The sequence below is a fragment of the Microbulbifer sp. HZ11 genome, from assembly GCF_000708675.1.
Lineage (GTDB): Bacteria > Pseudomonadota > Gammaproteobacteria > Pseudomonadales > Cellvibrionaceae > Microbulbifer.
On record NZ_JELR01000002.1, the window covers coordinates 260,609 to 276,301 of the forward strand.

Consider the following 15,693-nt stretch of genomic DNA (forward strand, 5'->3'; position numbering starts at 1 on the left):
GGAACGGGGGAGCCGCCGGGTTAACGACCGGAAAAAGCGAAAATATGCGCTCAATGGATTACCTCAAAGAGCCTCTGGGCCTGACTCGAGCAATGCCTGGCTTCGTTCAGATGCGCGATGGTAAAGCGCCTGATCAAACCGGATAAGTGGAGAAACCGCGTTTATCAAGTCACGATTCTGTCGATCGAAGCCATAATCGTACCCATTAACATTCACTTTAGGCGAACGTTCCCAGGATTTCACAATCCCCGCCTTGGCACTGAGAAACCGGATTGCTGCCTCGAAGTTTTCAGTAAGCCCTACAAAATCGAATCGCATCAGGTTCGCTTCCGCCTGATCGAATGCATCTTCATTATAAGGCTGCCCAGCAGGAATACTGAAAAAATAACGGCACTGGCAATTATCAAACAGCGGTCTCTCTGCTGGACGAAGTTCCGCCACAAACCGGCTCATCGCTTCGGGGCACGAGAAATCTACCTGCTGAAGTCGCTCAGAAATTTCACGCACAATTCTCGGGTGGCCTTGCAAAAAATCAGCACGCTCGGGCTCGGACAAATGGCGAACCCAATTCAGATGGGAAACCAACTGTTGAACCGGCTCTCTCAATATGGTCGCGGTATAAAACTTGCCCCACTCAAAATCTCGCTCGAACCGTTCAACGCCAATATGGCCAGAAATAAATTGATGTTGTGCAAGTGTAGTGACGTCTGTCACAGACTCAATATGCATTGCCGACCTTTCGCGGCCGAAGTGGTCGATAAAAAATTCATTCACCGAACTACCTGCCGTTTTGGCAATATGCATGAAAAATATTGGTTTATTCACAAATGCCGGGCGACTCGCCCCCAAATGCCCCAGCATCGAATATACAGCGACCTGAGCGGGCACCTTCAATCTACGTCCTAGATTCAAAGAAAAACCGCATTCACCGGTGGGATGTATTCCACACCTTTGCAAGTCATCGCGGAACTCTGAAGCCTCGAGAAAATACTTCTCGCCATCCGCGTTTATCTCTACCAGGGCTGGCGATGTGCTATTTACCGGCTTGGCCCACCCACGAACCACAGGGCCCCACTGATTATCCACCGCGCCCTCAAAAAGCGCGTTTTCAGCAGGACTGGGTTGTACAACACTGGCCGTGCGATTAAAAAACTTCATACCACTGCAGACTCAGTTACTGATATTTCCTCTTGCCCTGCCAAAGAGAAGTCTTCCCGAGCGCGAGTCAAATTAGGATTGTAAAACGGATCATACTGTAAAAGTGATCCCCACCGCTCCATCAAACGCGCCTTTTCCAGGTCAAAGCGGGCAACTTTTTCCGGGGTGTCTTCCTGTCCGCGAGACTTGCTTTCATGGTGGTAAAGCTCAGCGAAGGGGGTGAATACGTTCAAGTACCCTGCCGCCTGGACTCTGAGGCAGAAGTCCACGTCGTTATACGCCACGGTATAGGCTTCGTCCAAACCACTTACCTCTTCATATACGGACTTACGAATAAATAGACATGCACCCGTCACCGCACTCAGGTTCTGGCGCACCTTCAGGCGGTTGAAATATCCCGGGCTACCCCGCGGTGAACCGCGATGGGAATGGGCCGCATAACCACCCAGCCCGAGAATCACACCCGCATGCTGCACGGTATCGTCCGGATAGTACAATAGAGCCCCAATACAACCGTTACCCGGCTGTTGTGCCAGGGACACTAACTCTTCGATCCACTCCGGGGTAATGACTTCCACATCATTATTGACCAGCCCGAGAATCTCTCCCCTCGCGTGCACAGCGCCAAAATTATTGATTGCTGAATAATTGAACGGATAATCGTAACGCAGTACTCGCACCCGCGAATCCCGCTGCTGGATTTCTTGGAACCACGCCAAGGTTTTCGGCTCTTCACTCTGGTTATCAAGAATCAGAATTTCGAAATTGCGATAACTAGACCGTTCGAGAATAGAATCCACGCAGGCTCGCACTACAGGCAACATATCCCGAGTCGGGATCAGCAAGCTAACAAGAGGAGCCCCAACCAGTGGATAACTTACTTTATACAGGTTGTCATCATCGGTTAGTTCAGCCCTTGCATCGATGCCTACCGCATCCAGATAGTCCTGCAGTGCTCTTTTTCCGGCTACAGAGGTATAAGACTTTTCCCCCGAGCTGAGCGCCGTAGACCCTGCGTGGGCTCGCCAGTGATAAAGCACCCGCGGGATATGCACAATCTGATGAGCCTGTACGCGTGCAGAGCAACGCAACAACAGATCGTAATCCTGGGCGCCTTCCACTCCAACCCCCTCACGAAAACCGCCAACAGCCATGATCAGAGAGCGCCGGTACACCGCAAGGTGGGTCACATAGTTATGCGACAATAGCAGTGCCGGATTCCAGTCGGGCTTGTAATGGGGTGCAAAGCGCCGACCCGATTCATCGATAAAGTCCTCGTCGGAGTAAAATATATCCGCATCGGGATTCTGCTCTGTCGCACAGGCCACCTCCAATAGCGCGTGCTTAAACAGGCAATCGTCATGATCCAGCAGCACCACAAACTCGCCCTCAGCGAGAGACAGTGCAGAATTGCTGGCCGCGCAGATATGGCCGTTCTCCGTCCGCTGCACAAACTGGATACGACGATCTTTCGCCGCGTATCGTTTCAACGTCTCTGCAACGGCAGGATCCGTAGAGGCATCATCCGCAATACATAACTGCCAGTGTGGATAAGACTGGGCAAGCACGGAGTCCAGACAGGATTGCAGGTGCCGAATGGGTGGATTGAAAACCGGTACGACCACTGAAAAAAGCGGTTTGTGTGACAGCCCATCGAATCGTCGCTTTACCTTGGGCTGGGCAAATAGTGCTTTCTCATACGCCTGTTGCGCCTCGTATGCCGTGAGAGAACGCCTGACAAAGAGTTCATTATACTGGCGCCACAACGTCTCCCAGCCCAAGGCTTTGGCTGCAGGAACAGACTCAACCAGGCCGCTATTGACCAGCTTGCGCGCCATGCTACGCACCGCGAATCCACGGGTCACCTTGGCTAGCACAAAATCATGAATCTGGACTACTGCGGGGAAATCACAGGGGTCAAAACGCAAAGCTCGGGCTCGGGTTGGGAAATAGCAAACTCGCTTGGCCAGTTGACCTGACTCAATTGCCAGAGAGAATGACTCCACCTCGTTAAAACCGTAGCCGTAATCTACGTACAGTTTGCTGGGGAGCACCCTTGAATCAGCATCCGCATGAATTTCGAGGATATACCAACCACGTGGTAACAACCCCGAACAGGGAATCACGCTCAAGGCTGGATCTGCCCCTTCGCACCTCCAGCCCACATCGACAAAACAACAATCCTGTAATGAAAGCAGCTTGCACCACTGGCGACGATTGACCCAACAATTCAAGCAACAGTGAAAGTAGGAAAAAAGTCTCACAGAAATTTGCCAATATTAATTAAATCCAACGGTGGCATACTCTATCAATCACAAACATCCCGTTAATTGCCGCTATACGCCTTGCACGTCACTTTCAGCAATTCTGCTAAGATGTACGGACGGCGACACATCATAATGCAGAAAAAGTTCACACAACTGTTGCGCCATTCTTCTGCGCTGCTTCGTATAAAGCTCCGGATCAAACTGCATACCAGAAAACAGCTCTTTAATCCCGACGCCTTTTTCTTCGCGCAAGCAGTCAGACAACCTAATCCTTGGCAACTCCATCAACGATGACAGTTCCTCAGTACGTGAATCATGCGAAATGAGCACCGTAGGCTGCGCGCACTGCAAAGAAAGTATGGAACCATGGATCCTAGTCCCAACAGAGGCATCGAAACCTTTTAAATAATGCCGCCAAGAATCAATTTCGTAAAAACTAGAAACCCTTGGACTATAATCGTATCCCGAAAAAACATCACTCAATCGATCAAAAACTTCTCGCCCACCTTCACAGTATTCCAATAAATCCTTCGGAGCTTGTGCAACAGAACCCACATATTCAACCTTAGAACTCTCAATTATATTTCGCTCAAGGTTTACGACATCCAAATAGTTATTCTTACCTCTAGAGTAGACTCCAAGATTCAAAACAATACGACGAGGATTACAAGATTTTACGTTCTTATAGAAAACGTGCCCCAGATTACGCTCTTTAGATATTAAGTTTGAAGGACAACCAAAGGTCTCAACATTATCAACACCCAAATTTTTACACACCAACTCAGTAAATGGCCCACGCAGAAAAATTTTATGAGTCCGGAGTGACATCTCCTTCAGCCACCCCTTAGTACCCTCAGAAATTTTTTCAGCAAGAGAAGCGGCGCTGCCTGGGCCTACTGCCCCGGCCTGTGCACCGAGCCCCAAAACAATCACCGGAACATCAAGTCGCTCCAAGAATTTCTTTCTAGCGACATAATCAGTATGGACTCCCAACTGGTTCGCACATGGAATCACAAGAACTCGACAGGAAGAATTGATTTCATCAGGACTGTCAGTCCAGCTAAAAAATATTTTTTTCTCATCTATTAACGAGTTAGTCGCATATTGGAAAACCAGATTTCCAGTATTCCCTCCCACTGAGCCAAAGTTACTTTCGAAAGATTTTGAGAAAAAACCAGGAACTCTTCCAGGAGTCCCAATAATTCCGACAGATTTCATACTAGACCTCATAACCCAAGCTATTCAACTCTTCTCCGATGTTATCTGAGAAAATTTTCTTTAAACGCGGTGAGAGTTCACTTTTCCATCGAATCGAATTCGCCTCTGAGGTTATATGTTGACTTACAGTGTCTCTAGCCTGTAAAACCTCTCCATAGTTCAAACTCAAATCTAGCCAGTCGCCAATCTCATCAGTAAATCTAAAGGGATCTCTCATGAAACTCTCATATTTAATAAAAATTTTTCTATGATCCGATTTAAGGTTAGAGACATGCCTCATAAATGTTTTCCGCATATCACAAAGTCTTAATGCGTAACTCTCATCAGAATCATTCTCCTGCCACCCAAACCCTTTAAAGCCACGCTTATGATTAAAACTTTTAATTGATAAAAATTCATCACGAGGATCACGAAGCAAGAATATATTCTTTGCTTCCAGTGTTTGATTCACGTCTTCGCAAATATCATGAACAACTTTCTCTGCATAATATAATGGACGACTTGGATCAACACTTCCAGCTGCTTTCGATATAACCTGAGAAGAAAACCCATTCCATAATCGAAGCAAGTAATCCGTGCGAAGCTTTGATCGATCAACAATCGACGTATCAACATATGGAATAGGACCGACTCTTTTAAGGTTACGATCGAAAAGCGTATCCGGATTCCAGTCATCCCCATTCTCCGCCTCAGCAGAAGCAACCTTGGCTACCCGATGAAGATAAGTAAGGTGTCTCTTCTCAAAAGGGTATTCTCTATCAAAAATGACGTTGCTAGATGTCCCCAAGACTTGCATCAATAAGGTAGACCCTGAGCGGCCGAAACTACGTAGCATAATGGGAGTAATCATAAAAAAACTTCTTATAGTTCGATGTTTATCAATAAATATCTAAATGTAAATTGGCGCACTTGCTTACGGATAGGGGCGGCTTAATTTTCGCGCTGATACTTGACCAGAATTCTGGATCCAAGGTGTCACTAGCGATTTTAGCTGACAATGAGGTCGCTCCTCGAGCCCGAAAGTGTATCCCATTGACTGAATCTTTAATTTTCTCGACCATCCCACCAATATCACTGGCAATCAAAGGCCGCCCATGGTTATACGCCTCCTGAATAACCATCGGTGAATTCTCCCACCATACAGAGGGAATAATTACCCAGTCTGCCTGCTCCATTAATCGACCGATCTCATGTGATTCGTAGGAGCCATGCAGGGTTACCAGATCGCCAAGATCGTCCAGAAGTTTATTGATCTTCTCCTGGAACTCGGGGGTCTGGATTTCCAGATTCGCCCCATGAATATCCAAATGGACTTTTCCCTTGATGTCGTCCGGCAGTAGGTTAAACGCCTCCAGCATCACGTCTACGCCTTTGAACGGGTTTATCTGACCGAAAAAAGCAAAGCGTCCGCGCACTTCCCCCTCTGCTAGCGGGCGTGGTGCCGGCGCTTTCACTTCCGGCTGGCCATTCTCGATCATGACCATTTTTTCTTCCGGGATACCCCACTGTTTGTAACGGTCAATCAGGAAGTGGCTGGGCGAAATAAACTTGTCCACCAGTTCAAAGATCGACTTGATATACTTTTCACGCAGGAAAAAGTCCGCCGCGGATCGCTCGGGGAAGCAGCGCGCACAATCCGTAGGGGAGGACTTGTAACAGAGCTTCATCTGCTTACCCGGCTTCACCATCTGGCCGTTATTCGCGCAAATTGCCAGATATTCATGCAGGGTGACAATGATTCGCGTATCCGGCAGCGTATTTTTCACCTCCCGAATCATCTCCAAGCCCATGTGAATGTAGTGGTGTAGGTGAACGACGGTTGGGCGGTACTTCTCCAATAGATCACGGAAATCCTGCCAGATATGCTTCTTGTTTCCTGACTGAAACAGAAAGAAATCTGACATATGAGTATGAAAAAGAATCTCACGATCAGAGTTGATGGTCGAGAAGGCCGAGCCACCATGGGAAGGCTGGTCTGTGCGGGCGAGGAAAATTGTATCCAGCCCCTGCCGTTCATATTCTTTAAATAGATTATAGGCGGCCACTTCCGCGCCGCCCTTGCTATGATCTGGGTGCCCATGGGACACGATCAGAATTTTTTGTTCCGACATTGGTATTGCCTATTACTTTATACGGGCTAGCTCTGTGTCTGGGTTCGAAGTTCCGTCACGCGACCAACTCTTCGATAAGATCACCCCATCGCTCGGTATGCTGCCAGGCGTTATACAGTGTGATTTTGAATTTCCAGTCGTGATTCTCGAATAGGTTCTGGGATTGACGTTCCAGGTGATAGAGTTTTTCATCACCCAACACGTAATGTCTGTAACCAGCCTTTCGCAACTTGAGACAAAGATCAGAATCTTCAAAATCCCCGAGCACATAAGTTTCATCCAGCCCACCTACGGATTCGTATAGGGTGCGGGAAATGAACATACAGGCGCCGGTAACCGCCGGGGCTTCCACTACTGATTGAACCCCCAGCAACCACTCCGGCTTACCCTTACCCGGATGCTCGTTGAGCCACAAGTTACCGAACTCGGCACTGCGGGAAAAGCTCATTCCCAAGTGCTGGATGGTGCCATCTTCAAACACAAGCTTTGGCGCTACCACCCCTACCGCTTCAAGCCCTCTGGATTTCTCTTCTATACGAGACAACCAGCCGGGTTCACTGGGAATAATGTCTGAGTTCAGTAAGACCAGTTTATCGCTGGTGGCGAAGCGGGCGCCGAAGTTATTCGCCCCCGCATATCCCAGATTTCGCCCCGCGTATGCCACTTTGAATGGTACCGGAAACAACTGTGCAGTGTCGTAACAGAAAGGAATAAACTCTTCATACAGACGCGGGTCATCCAGCACATAGATGAGCTCCGTTTCCGCCATATCCGGGTCATTATTGAATTGCGCCAACTGGTGCAGAAGAAAGTCATACCGCCCATAAAGGGGGACAATTACGCTGCGGCGCGGATTTTGTACCGTGCCACCAAACTGCAATATCTCTTCTTGCGGCTCTTCCAGCAGTGCCCGACGGTTTTCCCACAATGCCTTCAGTGCAGGCCCTATATGCTCTCGCATAACTTTGCGGTAATCTCGGGATCGAACATTGAAATTAACCAGTACTTGCTGGCTGGCAAATGTGATGTCCTCCCGCGCTATGGTTTGCTGTAACGGAAACGAGATCTTAACGCCCTGTTTGGTAAGCATGATGACTTCCAGCCCCGAGCGCTCCATCAGGTGCGGGAGTGGCACCCAGGCATAAAAGCCCGCTTTATAGTTGGCGGGCGCCTTTCCCGGAAAGGCCTCCAATACATCTGATCGAGCGTAGCGCGCGGATTTACCCAAAAGGTTCTGACTGTAACATCCATCTCCGGTCCGTATGACCATTGCGGCGAGTTCGCGTTCGCCATCAAGCATCCATCCTGAAAGAAATACACCGCGACCCGGCACCGCGAGTATGACATCCCAGTGCCAGTTGATCTGAGCGCGGATCTCTCCGTCACTTACCGTACGTAAGCCCTGTAGTTCATAGACTTGATCGCCTAGCAGGCCATGCAACATGTTAAATAGTGCGAGCTTTTCTTCACTGCGCCAGGTAGCACAGTGCCCGAACAGGTTGTCCCCTGAAAGCCCGGTAAATGGCTTCAGGTCACACACTTTCTGTTCATCACCGGCAGATACAATCAAGCGCATTTCTTCATGGTTGACATCCACGCCCTCGGGCCACTCGATCAGCAAGCAGTATCCCCACAAACGTGTCTCGCCCCGGAAACCAAACTGCCGGTTTACATCGAGACGGGTTGTACGGATACAGTGAACGTCTGCCACTTTCAGGTCAGGCACATCTTCGTTTGGTCGATCGCCAAGGTACATCAGTCGAAAGTCGACATCCTCGAGCCCCGGGTGATATGCCCATCCCTGCACCAGCAGGTAACGCTCTGCTAACACGCCACAGACGTCGACCCAAACTTGCTCTATACCGTTAGTCGCTTCTAGGCCCGAGCGCTTATTGCCAAAGCGATGTTTTTTCTTGAGATTCAGCATGAAACCCTACCCCTCTCTCCCTGTGTACTGTTGCTCTATCCAATCCCGATATGAGCCATCCATTACTGCTCGCCACCAACTTTCATTATTGAGAAACCAAGCGACCGTTTTCGCGATTCCGCTACCAAATGTTTCCACCGGCTGATAGCCAAGCTCATTATTCGAACGAGCGGGATCAATAGCGTAACGCCGATCATGGCCCGCCCGGTCTTTTACATAGGTTATCAATTCCGCTGATTTTCCCTGTTTCGCCAGACTGGCTTGAGGGTAGCGCGCGGCCAATGTTGGGTCCTCCGCAAAGGCTTTATCCATTAGCGAGCAAATCAATTTGACGATATCGATATTGGCCCACTCGTTGATACCACCGATGTTGTAGCACTCTCCAAGGCGGCCTTTTCGAATGACCAGATCAATTCCGCGCGCGTGGTCTTCGACGTAGAGCCAATCGCGGATCTGCTGGCCATCGCCGTAAATCGGCAAGGGTTTGTCCTGGAGGATATTGGTGATCACCAGAGGGATCAGCTTTTCCGGAAAGTGGTAAGGGCCGTAGTTATTGGAGCAGTTACTGGTGGTGACCTTGAGACCGTAGGTGTGGTGGTAGGCCCGGACCAGATGATCGGATGCGGCCTTGCTCGCGGAGTAAGGGCTATTGGGGGCGTACGCTGTGGTCTCACTGAAGGCGGGGTCGTTAGGACCGAGGGTGCCATACACTTCATCGGTGGATACGTGGTGAAAGCGGTGGGTATCTTTGTTGAGCCCTTCGTCCAGCCATATTTTTTTGGCGGCTTTCAGCAGACTGTGAGTGCCGATGATATTGGTTTCAATAAACGCATCCGGCCCCGTGATAGAACGGTCCACGTGGCTCTCGGCGGCAAAGTGCACGAGGGTGTCAATGTGGTGCTCTTTGAGCAGGGTTTCCACCAATTCGGTATCGCAGATATTGCCGTGGCTGAATACGAAGTTGGGGTTATCCGCCACTGGATCCAGGTTCGCTTTGTTGCCGGCATAAGTGAGTGCGTCGAGTACCACCACTTTGTCCTGGGGATAGGTTTTCATCCAGTAGTGGACGAAGTTGGCGCCTATGAAGCCGGCACCGCCGGTTACTAGTAGGTTGCTCATTGTCTTTTGTCGTTCCGTTGTGCTGGATTCCGGCCTTCGCCGGAATGACGGTGCTGTTTGAATAGTTAATTCTTTCTTTTTTTGGCTTATGGCGGACCCGCCAAGGCTGCACTCCGTGCCTCTGGGTCCCGGCCTTCGCCGGGACGACGGGGTCAGGTAGCGAGTATCTCGCGGAGCACCTGGCGCCAGTGGTTTAGCTCGATGCCGGAGTCTTCTACCAACCGGGACTTATCCAGAACGCTGTAGGCTGGGCGTACCGCAGGTGTCGGGTAGTCGGCAGTGGTAATCGGTTTGATCTGCACGGGCTTTTCCTTGGCGATCAGGCCTGCGGCTTTGCCTTCTTCATAGATGGCTACGGCAAAGTCGTACCAGCTGGCGACGCCGGCGTCCGTGCAGTGGTAGATACCTTTGGCCCCATCATTGGCTGCCAGCGCAAAGATGCATTGTGCGAGGGTACCGGCCCAAGTGGGTGTGCCTATCTGATCCGCAAGCACGCCGAGCTGATCGCGATCGTTCATCAGGCGCAACATTGTGTTGACGAAGTTGCCCCCGTCCCGGTCATAGACCCAGGCGGTTCGCACCGTTATTGCTTCTGGCAGGATACGTTCGATCGCCTCTTCCCCACGGGCTTTGCTCTGCCCGTAGACGCTGAGCGGATTGCGGGGGGCTTCCGGGCAATAGGGTTGCGGCTGCTGGCCATCAAACACAAAATCCGTAGAGACATGAATCAGGCGGATGCCCAGCTCGCGGCAGGCCAGCGCCAGATTTTCCGGGCCTTGGGCGTTAATGGCATGCGCCTGCTCGACTTCCGATTCGGCCTTGTCGACGGCGGTATAGGCGGCGGCGTTGATGACTAGGTCGGGCTGCGCCTGTTGCAGGACGGCGAAAACCTGCTCTTTATCGGCGACATCTAAGGTGTCGCGACCGTGGGCAATGACGGTGGTGTGGGCTGGGGCCTGTTTTTGTAGTTGTTGGCCCAGTTGGCCGTTTTTGCCGGTGACTAGAATTTTCATATTTTATGGGGCTCCGGTGCGTGCCGGGGTCTCTATGGTTTTTCTGGATCCCGGATCCAGTCCGGGATGACGACGCGGTTTTTCTGGATCCCGGATCCAGTCCGGGATGACGACGCGGTTTTTCTGGTTCCCGGATCTAATCCGGGATGACGACGCGGTCTTTCTGGGTCCCGGATCCAGCCCGGGATGACGACGTGGTTTTTCTGGATCCCGGATCTAGTCCGGAATGACGACACGTCCTAGTCGAAGGTGACGGCGTCTTTCAGCAGTTTGCCTTCGGCATCTTTCACGGAAAGTTTTGGGGGCTCTCCGTTGACCAGGGGCCAGTCGATGCCGATTTCCGGGTCGTCCCAGCGGATGGAGTGCTCGTGCTCCGGGGCGTAGTAATCGGTGCATTTGTAGACAAACTCGGCGCTTTCACTGGTAACGTAAAAGCCGTGGGCGAAGCCCTCCGGCACCCAGAGCTGGCGCTTGTTATCTTCATTGAGTAGCACGCCTACCCATTGACCGAAAGTCGGGGAGCTGCGGCGCAGATCTACGGCCACATCGAAGACCTCACCGGCGGTGACGCGGACCAGTTTGCCCTGGGTACTCTCGGTCTGGTAATGCAGACCACGGAGGATGCCCTGGCTGGATTTACTGTGGTTATCCTGCACAAAAGTGCGCTCGGCACATTCGCGATCAAAAAAATCCTGGCGGAAGGTTTCCAGGAAGAAGCCCCGTTCGTCACCAAAGACTTTGGGTTCCAGGATTTTTACATCTGGAATTCTGGTATCAATTACTTTCATAGCGATCTCTCGGCACCTGGCAGATTTATGCACTCTGCACAATCTGCATCCCGCCGTCCTTGGCGGTCACGACAGGCTTCTACAACAACTATCTTTATGGGGGGGCTTAACGTGCAAATGCGTGGTCGATTTTGGATTCCGCCAGGGTCTGCATCAGATATTCCCCATAGCCACTTTTCATCAGCGGTTGCGCCTGGATTTCCAGGGTTTCTGCGTCGATAAACCCTTTGCGGAATGCGACCTCTTCCGGGCAGGCGATCTTCAGGCCCTGACGGCGTTCAATGGTCTGCACAAAATGTGCGGCTTCCAGAAGGTTGTCGTGTGTGCCGGTATCCAGCCAGGCTGCGCCGCGGCCCATCAGCTCCATATTGAGCAGGCCCAGGTCCAGGTAGATACGGTTGAGGTCAGTAATTTCCAGCTCGCCACGGTGACTTGGACGGATCTCCCGCGCCAGGTCGCACACCTGGTTGTCGTAGAAGTAGAGTCCGGTAACGGCGTAATTGGATTTGGGTTGTGCGGGCTTTTCTTCGAGGCTGACCACCTTACCCGCGCTATTGAATTCGGCGACACCGTAGGCCCGCGGGTCCGCCACGTGGTAGCCAAATACCGTGGCCCCTTCACTGCGCTGGTCCGCGCGCTTCAGCGTTGCGGAAAAATGTTCAGCGTAGAATATGTTGTCCCCCAGAACCAACGCACAGGGGTTGTTGCCCACGTGTTCACGACCAATCAGGAAGGCCTGGGCAAGCCCATCCGGTGATGGCTGGACCGCATAGGACAGGTTGATGCCCCACTGGCTGCCATCTTCCAGCAAACGCTGGAACAGTGGCTGCTCATCGGGAGTGGTAATAATCAGAATATCGCGGATACCCGCCATCATGAGCGTGGTCAGCGGGTAATAGATCATTGGCTTGTCGTACACCGCCATCAACTGCTTGCTCACTCCTTTGGTGAGCGGATACAGACGGGTGCCGGAGCCACCGGCAAGAATTATTCCCTTTCGTGACGTATTCCCTGTTTTCATTCACTCCCCCAATTAAACTTCAACTTAGAATTGTCGTACCACGTTGTGCGAGCTTCGGACAAAAGCTCCCCCCTCACCGACGTGACCCTGCTGTTAACAAAACTGATACCCTAAGGCCTTCCCCTTCAGACCCCAGAGCAATCCCCCATTAGAAAGAAAGTACGGCCGCAGTGCCAACTGCGATACGGTAAAGTATCTCCGTTACATCTTTTGTGACCTGTAATTCGCTGGCCTGAATTTTTGGCATCACCATGATCTCGTCCCCGGGACGCAGTACGCCTTTCAGACGATTATCGAACTTGCTCTGCTTGATGCGGCTGATGGTGCCATCCATATGCAGCACCACCAGCTCTTTGGTGTCCGCGTTGTTGGAAAATCCGCCGGCCAGCTCAATGTAATCTTCCAGCGTGTTGCGCTCGTTAAACACCAGCGACGTGGGGAAAATAACCTCCCCAACCACAGAGACGGTCGAGGCTCGCAGCGGGACAACCAGCTCGTCACCGTCTTCCAGCAACATGTCACCAGCGTTGTCATTGTTCGCCAGCACCACCTGCCCCCGTGGCCGCGCCTTGCGCGCCTTGGTAATAAAATTCTGAATCATCGCCGCGGTATCTTTTAACGAGGCCTTATCGGAAGTTGTTGTAGGTTGGCGGGTAAGCGCTTCCATTTCCAGGGCATCCAGCGAGCGTTCCAGCGCGACCTTCTGCTTTTTGGCCACACTTTTCCGGTACAGCTGAATGGCAAACGGGTCTGCGTTATCGCGGTAGCGCAGCTTATCCAGCAGATCTTGCAGGGTGGCGCCGTAAGGAAGCACATACGCAGCAGGACCATCCACCTCACCATTGACCCGCACAGAAATACTGCTGATGTCACTGTCACTCACCAGCTCCACATGGGCACCTGGGTGTAACGGTGCCAGCAACGCTTCCTGAAGCGGGATATAGCTTGCCTGCTGCTCGTCGTCTATCACCTGCGTGATGCGTGCGTAGTTGGCTTGCGGGTCCGGCTTGGCAACCATCAACATTTCACCAAGCTGCGTGGTGGGACCGATAAATTCGATCTGCCCGGATTCCTGCACGGCGCCTTCAATACTGATAAAACCCTGTCGCGCGCCCACGACGATGGAATCGCCGTTGCGCAACTGCAAGGCAGGCATACGCCCCTCAACCAGAAAGTTATACAGATTGATGCGCTGGAGCTCCTTCCCCTGGCGCAGGACCTTGATATCGATAAAGCTGCCGCTCTCGCGGCTGATGCCGCCAGCGCTATCCAGGTAATAGAGTACGGAATCGGACGAGAAGCCGGGATATAGCCCAGGGCTTTCTACATACCCGGTGACAAACACTTTCACCGGTTGGCTGGCCTCGAGATTGGCATAGGCCTGCACATTGTTTTTGAACACCCGCTTGACGTGACGCAGTACAAAATTGTTCAGATCGCCATTCTCGACCCCGGCCACACGTACCGGCCCCACTTCGGGGATAAAGATATTTCCCTGGGCATCCACGGTAAGAACCGCATTAAAGCTGTAGGCCCCCCAAAGCTGCAGTGCGATCTGGTCGCCCACGGTGACCCGGTAACCCCCATTGAACCCGCGAAACGGCTGGTCCTTGAACGCGCCCTTAAACAGAGACTCACCAAACGCGGGTAGATGATCGCCCAGCTCGATCTGCTGGTGCTCTTTGTCCAGCTGCTGAGTATCGAGGGACCATGCACCTGCGGCAATCGCCCACGATATCAGCAGTAAAAATACCCGGCCCGTGTGAGTAAGGAGTGTTGCCATAGGGAATGCCGACGTTGATAAATCCATTGTTTTCATGTTTTGAGGCTAAACGCGATGATCGCGAATACTGGCGACCAGCATTTTTCCAATGCCATATATCAGCAGCAGTATCACAGCCAGGCTGGCGAGGTTGTACAGTTTATGCGGGTATTCTGCTTCCTCTGCCACGGAAGGCTGACTGATAACCATCAGGTGCTTGAGCCTGCCTGAGGCTTCCATACGCGCCGTTTCCAGCGCCGTCAGTGATGCCTGATACGCATCCATCGCAAACTGGAGGTCTAGCTCCAGATTTTGAAAATGGGCGTTGAGGCTGTTTAGCCGCTCTTCACCGTCGTCGGCGGAGACGCCCACCAAGCGCACTTTTTCCGCTTCAATCTGTTGCTCGATCGAATGGATTTCCGCCTGTAATGAAACCACCTGAGACGAGTCCGCATGGAGATAGGTTTTTGCGGCCGTGAGCTTGGCGCGCCGCTCGGCAAGTGTGGCCTCCAGGCTCTGGATAATGGCACTGATACCTTTGGTCAGCTCTTCCGGGCTGACGACCTTATTGCGGTTCTGAAAATCCAGAATACTCTGCTTACTAGTGCGCAGTTTGGCCTGTGCCAACTCGAGTTCAGTGCGCACAAACGCCACCTGCTTGTCCGCCAGCTGATTACTGATGGCGTTGACAAAATCCTCGGATTTACGCACCACGGTATCGACCAGCTTGCGTGCGAACTCCGGTTCAAATGCCTGCATTTCGATGGTGATGATTCCGGTGGTTTCATCGTGCCCGATCGCAATATGGTTGCGGTAATACTCCAGGTAATCTTCCTGGGTGGCATCGACCGCAAGGCGGGAGAACACATCGTAACGGTCGCTTTTGTAGTAATCGGCCAGCTCCAGGGTTTCATCGAGGAACAGCGCCATATCCAGCGACTGGATGTAGTTCACAACAAGAAAGGCATCCTGGTTATCCGACCCCATACCGGGCACCAGAAACCCCAGCGTTGAGGACATATTCGGGGTGCTGCTGTTGTCCTTGACGATCAACTGAGTGATGCTGACATAGCGATCAGAAACCCAGAACAGATAGTAACCGCTTACCACAAGCAACGGCATAAGCACCACCAGAGCAATGCCACCGAAGCGTTTTACCCACGCGGGGCTCCGGCCACTGCCGGTAACGGTCAGCCGCTGAATAATGCCGTTCGTGGTTTTGGCCGCATGCTTCTGTTTAGCAACGCTTGCGCTTGCATCACAGTCCATTTTTTCAATAGTACTTTCCATAACAACTCTTGCCAGGCTT

The 15,693-nt window shown here is 51.8% G+C and carries 12 protein-coding genes; all 12 read right to left on the minus strand.

The window, feature by feature from the left end:
• Positions 1–63 precede the first annotated feature (63 nt).
• Positions 64–1,158, minus strand: coding sequence for a sulfotransferase family 2 domain-containing protein (locus AU11_RS08900; RefSeq protein ID WP_043318817.1), 1,095 nt, complete (start codon positions 1,156–1,158; stop codon positions 64–66).
• On the minus strand, positions 1,155–3,212 hold the full coding sequence (locus AU11_RS08905; protein WP_156035242.1) for a glycosyltransferase: 2,058 nt from the start codon (positions 3,210–3,212) through the stop codon (positions 1,155–1,157). The genes AU11_RS08900 and AU11_RS08905 overlap by 4 nt, the downstream gene beginning before the upstream one ends.
• Before the next feature lie 282 nt (positions 3,213–3,494).
• Positions 3,495–4,643: a polysaccharide pyruvyl transferase family protein gene (locus AU11_RS18075; RefSeq protein ID WP_197023811.1), complete on the minus strand. Its 1,149-nt coding sequence runs from the start codon at positions 4,641–4,643 to the stop codon at positions 3,495–3,497.
• Between the two features lies 1 nt (position 4,644).
• Positions 4,645–5,493: a sulfotransferase gene (locus AU11_RS18300; RefSeq protein ID WP_156035244.1), complete on the minus strand. Its 849-nt coding sequence runs from the start codon at positions 5,491–5,493 to the stop codon at positions 4,645–4,647.
• A gap of 28 nt (positions 5,494–5,521) precedes the next feature.
• Complete coding sequence (locus AU11_RS08925) at positions 5,522–6,754, minus strand: glycosyltransferase family 4 protein (RefSeq protein WP_043318823.1); 1,233 nt, start codon at positions 6,752–6,754, stop codon at positions 5,522–5,524.
• Positions 6,755–6,809: 55 nt separating this feature from the next.
• Complete coding sequence (locus AU11_RS17720) at positions 6,810–8,681, minus strand: glycosyltransferase family 2 protein (protein ID WP_051687116.1); 1,872 nt, start codon at positions 8,679–8,681, stop codon at positions 6,810–6,812.
• Positions 8,682–8,687: 6 nt separating this feature from the next.
• Positions 8,688–9,800 carry a dTDP-glucose 4,6-dehydratase gene (rfbB, locus tag AU11_RS08935; RefSeq protein WP_043318825.1) on the minus strand — a complete coding sequence of 371 codons (1,113 nt, stop codon included), beginning with the start codon at positions 9,798–9,800 and terminating at the stop codon, positions 8,688–8,690.
• A 152-nt stretch (positions 9,801–9,952) separates the two neighbouring features.
• Complete coding sequence (gene rfbD, locus AU11_RS08940; protein WP_043318827.1) at positions 9,953–10,813, minus strand: dTDP-4-dehydrorhamnose reductase; 861 nt, start codon at positions 10,811–10,813, stop codon at positions 9,953–9,955.
• Positions 10,814–11,052: 239 nt separating this feature from the next.
• Complete coding sequence (gene rfbC, locus AU11_RS08945) at positions 11,053–11,601, minus strand: dTDP-4-dehydrorhamnose 3,5-epimerase (RefSeq protein WP_043318828.1); 549 nt, start codon at positions 11,599–11,601, stop codon at positions 11,053–11,055.
• Positions 11,602–11,707: 106 nt separating this feature from the next.
• Positions 11,708–12,622, minus strand: coding sequence for a glucose-1-phosphate thymidylyltransferase RfbA (gene rfbA / locus AU11_RS08950; protein WP_043318830.1), 915 nt, complete (start codon positions 12,620–12,622; stop codon positions 11,708–11,710).
• Between the two features lie 148 nt (positions 12,623–12,770).
• Entirely contained in the window at positions 12,771–14,405 is a 1,635-nt protein-coding gene (locus AU11_RS08955) for an SLBB domain-containing protein (protein ID WP_051687117.1), read from the minus strand.
• A 45-nt stretch (positions 14,406–14,450) separates the two neighbouring features.
• Positions 14,451–15,674 carry a hypothetical protein gene (locus AU11_RS08960; RefSeq protein ID WP_043318832.1) on the minus strand — a complete coding sequence of 408 codons (1,224 nt, stop codon included), beginning with the start codon at positions 15,672–15,674 and terminating at the stop codon, positions 14,451–14,453.
• Between the last annotated feature and the right edge of the window lie 19 nt (positions 15,675–15,693).